Origin of the sequence: Cyanothece sp. BG0011 (assembly GCF_003013815.1) — a bacterium.
Lineage (GTDB): Bacteria > Cyanobacteriota > Cyanobacteriia > Cyanobacteriales > Microcystaceae > Crocosphaera.
In genome coordinates this window covers 24,412-34,071 of record NZ_PRLH01000058.1, presented here as the reverse complement: position 1 = coordinate 34,071, position 9,660 = coordinate 24,412, and the positions used below count along the sequence as shown (strand labels likewise).

The window sequence follows — 9,660 nt, the reverse complement described above, 5'->3', positions numbered from 1 at the left end:
TTTTACGCGCTGTCGGATGGGTATCCCAAACTGCTTTAGCAAAGCTATCCCATCGCTTTATAGAAACAGCATCATTGTACAATGTTACTTGGGGACGGGATGCAATTTCGGTTGCTAACTTTTCTGTCTTATCATCATAGGGATAAATACAAACGGGCATTTTGTGATCATAAATTGCTTCAATACTATTTAGTAAAGCCACAATTTGATCAAAAACGTAATCATTGCCTAACGTACAAATTCCATCCATTTTTAATAATAGTTAAACTATTCAAATTTTTGCACAAAATCAGATAACCAATTCATTAAATTCAGTTCGTGAAGAATAATTTGTCTAGCTTCAGCGATCGCACTTTTAGCCTCATGCCAAGCATCCAAACTAGCCGTTACTTCCCTAATATATTGTAGTCCTTTTTCATCGAGACTGGGTAACCTTAAAAAGCTACCTGGTGGCAATAATTTATCGGCTGCACTGCCGCCATAATAAATGGGTAAACACCAACATAGCAAAGCATCCCATAATTTTTCGCTGACATACCACTCATTATCGGCATAATTTTCGATAGATAAGTTGTAATAATAAGGGGCCATACCGTGCCATTTATTTTCTAAGGTTCCTTGACTTTGTGTTTCTTTAGGTAAATTTCTACCATATAAATCAAAGTCAAACTTATCATCTCTTAATAGCTGCAAAAAAGCGAGACGACGGCGATGATTTTCTGTGCGATTAATTCCTGATGTTATCCAACTGCATCGTTTATTTTTTTCAGGTATTTTTCCCTTATCTAACACATCAAATTCATGATTAATATACCAAATTGCTGGCATATAATTGGGGTTAGGAGCAAAGTTATCTGGACCGGAAACATAGCCACAATATCCACTAGCATCCTTATAATTAGCACAGTTTCTATTAATAACTTCTTCTAAGGGAGGTTCCCTTAATAAATAAATGATCCGATCTTTGGGAACACCTCTTAATAAGGCAGGGATATTAGGAGGTGAAGATTGAGATTTTCGCCAAGGTTTCCACCAAGGTTTGGGGGGAGGTGGTAAGGGAAAGTCAAACTGATATAATAATAAGAAATCAGGATGGGGAGCATTGGCTAACATTTGGATATTGTCCCACCTACCAAAAGGTTGAGGGGTTTGTTTCCATAACCAATCTCGTCTATTTTGTAATCCTGAATAACTGCTTAGCATTCCAACGGTTTTTTGACTCACACAATCATTCCTCTTCTTTATTTCAGTTATCTTAGCTAATATCATACTAAACTTTGGTCGCTCTCAGGTCAATCTAGTGATTCATTTCCTAAAAAACGACGTTTAGTTAATTCAAACTATATAATAAAATAAGAAAATAAGAAAATAAAAAGATAAACTGAACGTCTAAAATAGTAAATAATGATTTCAAAAAATCAGCTACAATTATAATAATTAATAGGTAAATTTTAACGTAAAATCCAATAAACTACTTAGTCCCAAAATAAATATGTTTATCTTTAAAGCCAACCACTCTTTTACCAATAATAACTTGAGGATTGAGACGGTTATTAATAACTTTTAATTCAGGAATATCATTTTTTTGAACTGTCATGATAATCAAGAAGTCACCCCTTCCTGTCGCTACTATTCTTTGAGTTTCTTCTTCATAGTTTAACTCAATGGTTTGGGGTGTAATAAACGTTCCTTTCATGGTTACATTTCGATCTCGTTTAATTAAAAAAGTATTCTTATCAATTGTTACATTTCCTTGAGTATTCATGACCCAACTATGATTATTTTCAGGCTCATTAAATTGATCAACAACAACAAATAAACCCGGAACTCCTGAAATATTAGAGTAATCAACAGCGAAAGATCGTAACCAATTTTCAGCTTGTAAACTAACAATTCCTGAACCTTCTTTTTGTGACTCAAAATAAATAGGTTGCATGGTTAATTTCTGATGATTTTCTTGAATAATAATATTTTCATTTTCTGGTTTATTCTTACTTTCTCCTGCCACTGCCCAATTTTCTCCTAATCCCCAAATACGAAAACTTCCTGCATCTGGAAATGACCAAGATTTGTTTAAATGTTCTCGTTTTCCATAAATACTTGCCACAAAATCATTCTGATCTTGCCATTGATTACGAAATACATAAAATCCCTTTTTTTCATCTACTAAAACTTTATTAAAAATCTTAGAAGGATGCTTAATTGATACATTTTCAGGATAATTAACTAATAAAAAGATTGCATCTAAACTATTTTTTATTCCCAAAGTTTTATCTCCATTTTCTCCCCAATAATGATCAAATACCCACATTACTCCAGGTAAAAAGTTCATAGGAACCGAACCCATTCCCATGGCAAATAATGACCCCCCTGGATAATTTCTATGTCTTCCATAACTAGGAATCGGATAACCGTTATCTCTTGGAATAATTCGCATTAAATAGTGAGGTAATAACCAAGCTAAATTTGAATTTTCTGTGGCAAATTTTTCTCCTTTAACATGATAGTAACCTGTGAAAAAAGGAAACAATGTTAAGATAAAAGGCTCAGTGGTATAATGATCCCCTTCGGTACCAAAACCTTTATTCCCAATCGCTGTTTCTAAGTAACGAATAATATTACGCTTAGCAATGGTTAAAAGTTGCTCAATATCAATATCTGGTGAAAAATAGCCTTCTGGTTCCTTTAAAATGGCTAATGCAGCTAATCCTGCCGCCCCTCTCGCTCTAGCATTCCAGTTACTCCAGGCTGTGGGGTTCCATCCTTTGTCTGGAGTTCCATCTATCAATAATTGTGCTTGTTGAGCCAGCCAATTAGAGACAAGAATCCGATGATTATTATCCCAGAAAGGATAACACAGATCATAAGCGATCGCTATTCCTGTTACCACTGGGGACAACTCAAATAAGCGACGATAGGAAGTATGAATAGCGGTTTTTGTCACTGTCCAAGCTTGCTCAGCTTGTTTGGGGTTTTCTTCAATTAAAGCGTGAAAACATTGTCCTGCTGCGTAATATCCTGCATTGGGAACATAGCCATCATAACTAACCGTTTGATTGAGGGTTTCTTCTAATTTTTTAAATATTGGTTTACCTATTTGTGTTGTTGCTTTTTTTCGTATTTTTGGTAAATCTTCTTTGCTAAAAAGTAAACGAGGATGGTCTTGAGCTTGAATTAGTTTATGATAGGATAAAGGTTGAGGATATAGAGGGTTTATGATACCTGAAGCTTTTCCTTGTAATAATTTATTATTAAAATGTCCTTGATAGTTTCCGACTAAAACCTTGTTGTTTTTCTTAGTTAAAGCAATTCGGTAATTAGCCTTTCCTGATAATGATAACCAAGGGTCAGGATTAATGGTTAAATCAACTTCTAAAACCCATTGATTATGGGATTGATTGAGGGTTACCGTTCCCTGATGCTCCCCTTGATTAAAGTCAGGGGCAAATCCCCAAATCTCAGAATCACAATGATTATTTTTACAAATGAAATCAAGGGTAATATCTTGATAAGCAATCTCTTGATTAGAGTTTCGCCACAGTGCATTTTCTAAAACAATACTAACTTTTCTTGACAAAGTATTATTGGATAATGTAGGTAGATTAACTCCCAACACTATCCAATAAACTATCAAAATTATAATGATCAAAAACCGAGATTTACGCATTAAACAAAAATAAAATTTTGATTGTTTAAGTCTAAACTGTTTGTATCTTTGACAATACCAATTAATTCGTCTTCCATTCCTGCAACCTTTAAAAAGATGCCTTGGTCATTAGCTTCAAAAGGAGAAGAACCAAGATAGTAATCATTAGCTGTGCCGTGCAATTGAATTATATCTTGAGCCATATCAAAATTAGCAATTTCTGCATAATCTTGTTGACCATAGTTATCATAGAATGATTCAGCTTCATTACCTAAAAGAAAAACATCCCGATTCACGCTTGCTAGTTGAAAATCACTTAATCCCGTTAAGGAATCAACTGTAGATCCCGTTAAGTTTCCCTCACTTTCAATGGCTAAGAAATTGATATCTTCAGTGGTATGATTAGTTTCACTATCCTGACTGGTATCTTCTTCAATCATAATTTGAACATTCCCATTGCTGAGATTTTGATATCTTAATCCTGAAGCATCTGGACCGTCAAAGGTAGCAATATTGCCTAAAAATTTAGGTGCATTGGTGAAATTATTACCAAAGTCAAGGGTATGCCAATTATGGGTAACTTGGTCCCCAGTATTACCAGCTATGAACCCATTCCCGTCCCAATTTCCTTGACCGGGAGAAATAGCCAACCAAGCAATGGTTTCTGAACCATGTCCACTGTACTTAAAGGCTTCTTCTTTTTCTAAAGCGACTTGAAATCCATTATTATTGGCATTATTTTGACGAGTTCTCACAAAAGTTTCATCATTATCCGTTTGAACTTGAGTTAATATGACTGGGGTATTGGTAAAGTCATGATTAAAATTAATGGTTTCCCAGGTGGAAGTGGTGGTTGCATCTGTAGCGACATTTCCAACCTCAATAATTGTGCCGTCAGCTAGTTCCCAGATTCCCTGTTCAACCACTAAAAAATTAAAGGTTTCAGTGGTATGATGACCATTATGAGAATTGCCATTGATTAAGGTTGTTTCTTGAAGTTGAACTGAAAAGCGATCGCTTTGAATGTCAGTAATTCTTATAGTGGAGGGATCAGGGCCATTGTAGGATAAAGGCCCGGCAAAAATGACGGGGTTCTTGAAGTTATGCTCAAAGAAAATGGTTTGACTTTGATGGTTTAAGTTGGTAATTTGACCGATTTCAGCAATAACAGTATTATTGCCAGTGGGAGTCTCTTCAAGATCAGTTGACGAGGTGTCCGTCGTTTCTTGAGAAGAAGCCATATCTAAGATGGCGTTTCCTAATTTTTCGATGTTTAATAATTTCCCTTGATATTCAGGTTGATTAACAACATTGTCCCCCTGTGTGAGTAAATCTCGAATTTCATCTAACTTTAATTTCCTTCCTAACGCTTGTTCAGCCAACTGTTGCGCTATGGCGATCGCCCCAGTTACTTGGGGAGCAGACATACTGGTTCCGGATAAGGTTGTGGTTCCCCCCGTACGATTCGCCGCTTTAATATTGACACCAGGGGCAAATACGTCGGTTAAATCGGGATGATGTTGGGAAAAATTAGCAATTTCACCTTGATTATTAACGGCAGAAACCGCTAAAGAATTGATACTGGCTGCTGGATAAGTGACTCCGTATTCTCCTGAGTTACCGGCAGCCGAGACCACAATCACGTCATTATCAGCTAAATCTTGTAATTCATCCTCAATAATATTCCCTGAAACTGGCGGGGATTCATAGTTACGCCCATTACTCAGGGACATATTAACACTAGCAATGTTATAAAGATCATGATTATCCACCACCCACTGTAAAGCCTGTTCGATATCATAAAAATTGGCTCTACTATTATTATCAAATACTTTGAGAGCAATAATATTGACACCCGGTGCTATCCCTGGATAGGTCGAATCACTAGAAGCAGCGATGCTGGCCACATGACTTCCATGGCGATTGGGATCACTGGCATTATTATCATCATTACTGGTGGGATCGTTAGGATTTTCTAATGTAGTAGAAGCAAAATCATAATGATAAACAATCCTATCTGCTACGTTATTGTTATCTAGATCCGGTCCAAAAAAAGGATGGTTTAAATCAATACCTGTGTCTATAATAACAACGGAATAGCCAGTGCCATCAATCCGCTTTCCGTTTTCATCGAAAAACATACCATAATTGGTCATTTGATTTCCTCCCACTTTTACGATTACTATTGACTAAAGTTTTAAAAATGTTTTAAAATTTGTGTTAATTAAGTTAACGTTCTGAGTTGCAAAAAGTTACTAAAATGTCGTTCATTCTAATCACATGGGAATTCAATCAAACCTCACCTTAATTTTCCTCATCCAATTTTTATGAGCTAGTTAATCACCAGATCATAAAAATATAGATAATAACAAAAAACTTAAATAGGCACATTAACACAGAAGATAAAAACGCAACAACTAAGGATTCATTTAACATATATTCCACCAAGACCCCAGCAGCAAGAGCAGATTCACGGTAACTGGGAAACATTCAAAAATGAGATTAGATAATTATCACTGGTCAAACAATAGATTCTCGATCCTATGCCCTGACTAAATTTTCGGCACTTTTCAAGGATCAGTTAGGTATAAGTAGTTAGGTAGATCTCATGAGTCCGAGAAACGTTATATTCTGGTTCCCCAGAAGAACTCCCCTACTCTTAAGAGGAGAAGAGTGTCAAAATAGTAGATAACAATCAAATCAAGATGGTAAAAGCAACCATTATGAATTTAAGTGATATTACTCATCCAAACCAGCTACATGGTTTATCAATTCGACAATTAGAACATATTGCCCTTCAAATTCGAGAAAAGCATTTACAGACGATTGCTGCGAGTGGGGGACATCTCGGCCCGGGATTAGGGGTAGTAGAATTAACCATCGCTCTCTATCAAACCCTGGATCTAGATCGAGATAAAGTCATTTGGGATGTGGGCCATCAAGCCTATCCTCATAAAATGTTAACGGGTCGTTATCATCGTTTTCATACCCTACGGCAAAAAGACGGCATTGCTGGCTATCTCAAACGGTGCGAAAGTAATTTTGACCATTTTGGTGCTGGACACGCTTCTACCAGCATTTCTGCCGGGTTAGGGATGGCATTAGCTAGAGATGCCCAGGGAGAAGATTATAAAGTTGTCTCTATTATTGGAGATGGGGCGTTAACCGGTGGCATGGCACTCGAAGCCATTAACCATGCAGGCCATTTACCCCATACGAATTTAATGGTAGTGCTAAACGACAACGAAATGTCTATTTCTCCGAACGTGGGCGCTATTTCTCGCTATCTCAATAAAGTGCGTCTGAGTGATCCGGTGCAGTTTCTCTCAGACAACCTCGAAGAACAATTTAAGCATTTACCATTCTTTGGAGAATCTTTAACCCCAGAAATGGAACGGGTTAAAGAAGGGATGAAACGTCTAGCGATGCCTAAAGTTGGGGCGGTGATCGAAGAATTGGGCTTTAAATATTTTGGTCCTATCGATGGTCATAACTTAGAAGAATTAATTAGTACCTTCAAACAGGCACACAAAGCCGGTGGTCCTGTGTTTGTTCATGTGGCTACTGTTAAAGGGAAAGGCTATGAACTCGCCGAAAAGGATCAGGTGGGTTATCATGCTCAAAGTCCCTTTAATCTGGCGACCGGCAAGGCGATTCCCTCCAATAAACCTAAACCCCCCAGTTATTCCAAAGTTTTCGCCCATACTTTAACGACTCTGGCACAAAATAATCCTAAAATTGTGGGGATTACTGCGGCCATGGCCACGGGAACCGGACTCGATAAACTCCATGCTAAACTACCCAAACAGTACATTGATGTGGGTATCGCTGAACAACACGCGGTGACCTTATCGGCCGGTTTAGCTTGTGAAGGAATGCGGCCAGTGGTGGCGATTTACTCCACTTTCTTACAACGGGCTTACGATCAAGTCTTACACGATGTGTGTATCCAAAATCTACCCGTCTTTTTCTGTTTAGATAGGGCTGGTATCGTCGGGGCCGATGGACCAACCCACCAAGGATTATATGACATTGCCTATTTACGTTGTATTCCTAATCTAACGGTCATGGCCCCGAAAGATGAAGCGGAATTACAACGCATGGTAGTAACGGGAATCAATCATACCGATGGCCCCATTGCGATGCGTTATCCTCGCGGTAGTGGTATAGGTGTTCCTTTGATGGAAGAAGGTTGGGAACCTGTCCCCATCGGTAAAGGGGAAATTCTCCGCAACGGTGATGATGTGCTTCTTGTTGGTTACGGAACGATGGTTCATCAATCGTTACAAGTGGCCGAAATTCTCAAAGAACATGGCATTGAAGCGACGGTCATTAATGCTCGATTTGTTAAGCCATTAGATACGGAATTAATTGTGCCATTAGCCCAGCGTATTGGTAAAGTCGTCACCCTAGAGGAAGGCTGTTTAATGGGTGGTTTTGGTTCGGCTGTGGCTGAAGCGTTACTGGACCATGATGTGGTTGTCCCAGTTAAACGCTTTGGGATTCCTGATAAATTAGTGGATCACGCTAAACCAGATGAGTCAAAGGCTGATTTAGGGTTAAGTAGTCCTCAAATTGCTGAACAAATTCGACAACTTTTCTTTAAGGCGCCTCAACCTTCTGCGGTAAGTTAACCTTAGATGATATGGATAGGAGGGATTGATTAATTCCTCCTACTCATTGCATAGCCCTCGTAGTAGGGCTTTTTTTATTGGCGATCGCTATTTACTCAACGTAAGTTTAGAGTTGATACTAATGATTTATTAAACGATAAAATCAGGGTTTGAGAGTCTTTAGATGGTTTTTGGTTGTTTATACATTTTCTTTTGCTGAACTTAGGTAAATTAATATTTTTTGTTATTGCTCAAATGCCGAAAAACCAGAAAAAACAAGCAATGAAAGCTAAAAAAAGTTAGAGATAACAAATGTTTGAAAATTTCATGATAATCTTTGCTTTACAAAAATTTAATTGATAGATAGCCAGTTTTTGAACAATTGTTAGATGTTTACACCTATTTTTGTCCATTACTTACACCAATAATATGAAAGATTAGGTGGTTATACGAATTTACTTTTAATAAGATACTTAGTCACAATATTAACTAATGTAAGTATCGAAAAAATTAAACACTTAAGTTTCACTGGTTTTTAACTTTTGCTACTTATCATGCCTAATAACACAGTCAATTTATTCAATAAAGCCTATAACCATGCCACCTACGATACCGTCCCCTGTTGTTCTCCTAGACAATTCTACTGTCAATCATATATTTTCTTCTCCCATAGAAGTTCATTTAGTTGACAAAAATGATGTTTTTTATCAAAAAGGCAGAATTTTAGCTGAAAATGTTTATCGTCAAGTTTGGAATACTGAGAATTTAGTTGATGGTAACGATTATGCGGTTGTAGTAGTTTCTGAAGATAGAGTCATCGGCAATTTCAATATTGAAATAAGGCGGCCTAATAAGCATTTGAAAAGTGAAGTTTTTTTCAAATCAGACCATTGGGATAGTTATTTTTCTGGGTCTTATGATAGAGTTGCTGAATTATCTGGATTATCAGTATCTCAAACTCTTCCCATCGAAGCTAGACAATTCATATTAATGATTCTCTTCTTTGGAACCTACACAATATGTCAGATATTAGGGATTGATTTTTGGGTAACTGTACAACGTAAAGCGTTAAATCGAATTTTAACCAAACGACTTCGCTTAGGTTTTTTCCCCAATGAATTTGTGATGAAGCCACAAAAAGAAGTACCAAATGATAATTATTGGAATTCTTCAGAATTACCCAAAATTTATTACTTAGATTTAAAAGATTCTGAAAACATTAATGCTTTCAGTTTGTTTTCACCCTACCTTTCTTTAATGGGTATTCGTTGGAAATTTTTATCCCGATTCCAATCAGATTCCCTTCCTTTTTCTACTTTTTACAACCAATTCTATCATCAAAGTCAGTGTGCTTGATCCTTTGATAGAATTCCACCTTTGAAAAACTGATCATTACATAAC

General features: G+C 37.0%; 5 protein-coding genes and 1 pseudogene. 2 read left to right on the top strand and 4 right to left on the bottom strand.

What is annotated here, in order from left to right; translation table 11 throughout:
- From C4E06_RS08815 to C4E06_RS08800, 4 genes and pseudogenes are all read right to left on the bottom strand, one after another.
- Positions 1–250, bottom strand: a pseudogene (locus C4E06_RS08815) (hypothetical protein); the annotation flags it as partial.
- 17 nt (positions 251–267) lie between these two features.
- Positions 268–1,224 carry a glycosyltransferase family 10 domain-containing protein gene (locus C4E06_RS08810; RefSeq protein WP_107667737.1) on the bottom strand — a complete coding sequence of 319 codons (957 nt, stop codon included), beginning with the start codon at positions 1,222–1,224 and terminating at the stop codon, positions 268–270.
- A gap of 247 nt (positions 1,225–1,471) precedes the next feature.
- Positions 1,472–3,577, bottom strand: a complete 2,106-nt coding sequence (locus tag C4E06_RS08805) for a hypothetical protein (RefSeq protein WP_198648440.1) — start codon at positions 3,575–3,577, stop codon at positions 1,472–1,474.
- A gap of 89 nt (positions 3,578–3,666) precedes the next feature.
- Positions 3,667–5,802, bottom strand: a complete 2,136-nt coding sequence (locus tag C4E06_RS08800; RefSeq protein ID WP_107667735.1) for a S8 family serine peptidase — start codon at positions 5,800–5,802, stop codon at positions 3,667–3,669.
- Positions 5,803–6,369: 567 nt separating this feature from the next.
- Between C4E06_RS08800 and dxs the strand changes: the two genes are divergently transcribed.
- Together dxs and C4E06_RS08790 are read left to right on the top strand one after the other, a co-directional pair.
- Complete coding sequence (dxs, locus tag C4E06_RS08795; protein ID WP_107667738.1) at positions 6,370–8,280, top strand: 1-deoxy-D-xylulose-5-phosphate synthase; 1,911 nt, start codon at positions 6,370–6,372, stop codon at positions 8,278–8,280.
- A 576-nt stretch (positions 8,281–8,856) separates the two neighbouring features.
- Positions 8,857–9,615 (top strand): hypothetical protein, encoded by a 759-nt coding sequence (locus C4E06_RS08790; RefSeq protein WP_107667734.1) that lies wholly within the window; start codon positions 8,857–8,859, stop codon positions 9,613–9,615.
- Positions 9,616–9,660: the final 45 nt, after the last annotated feature.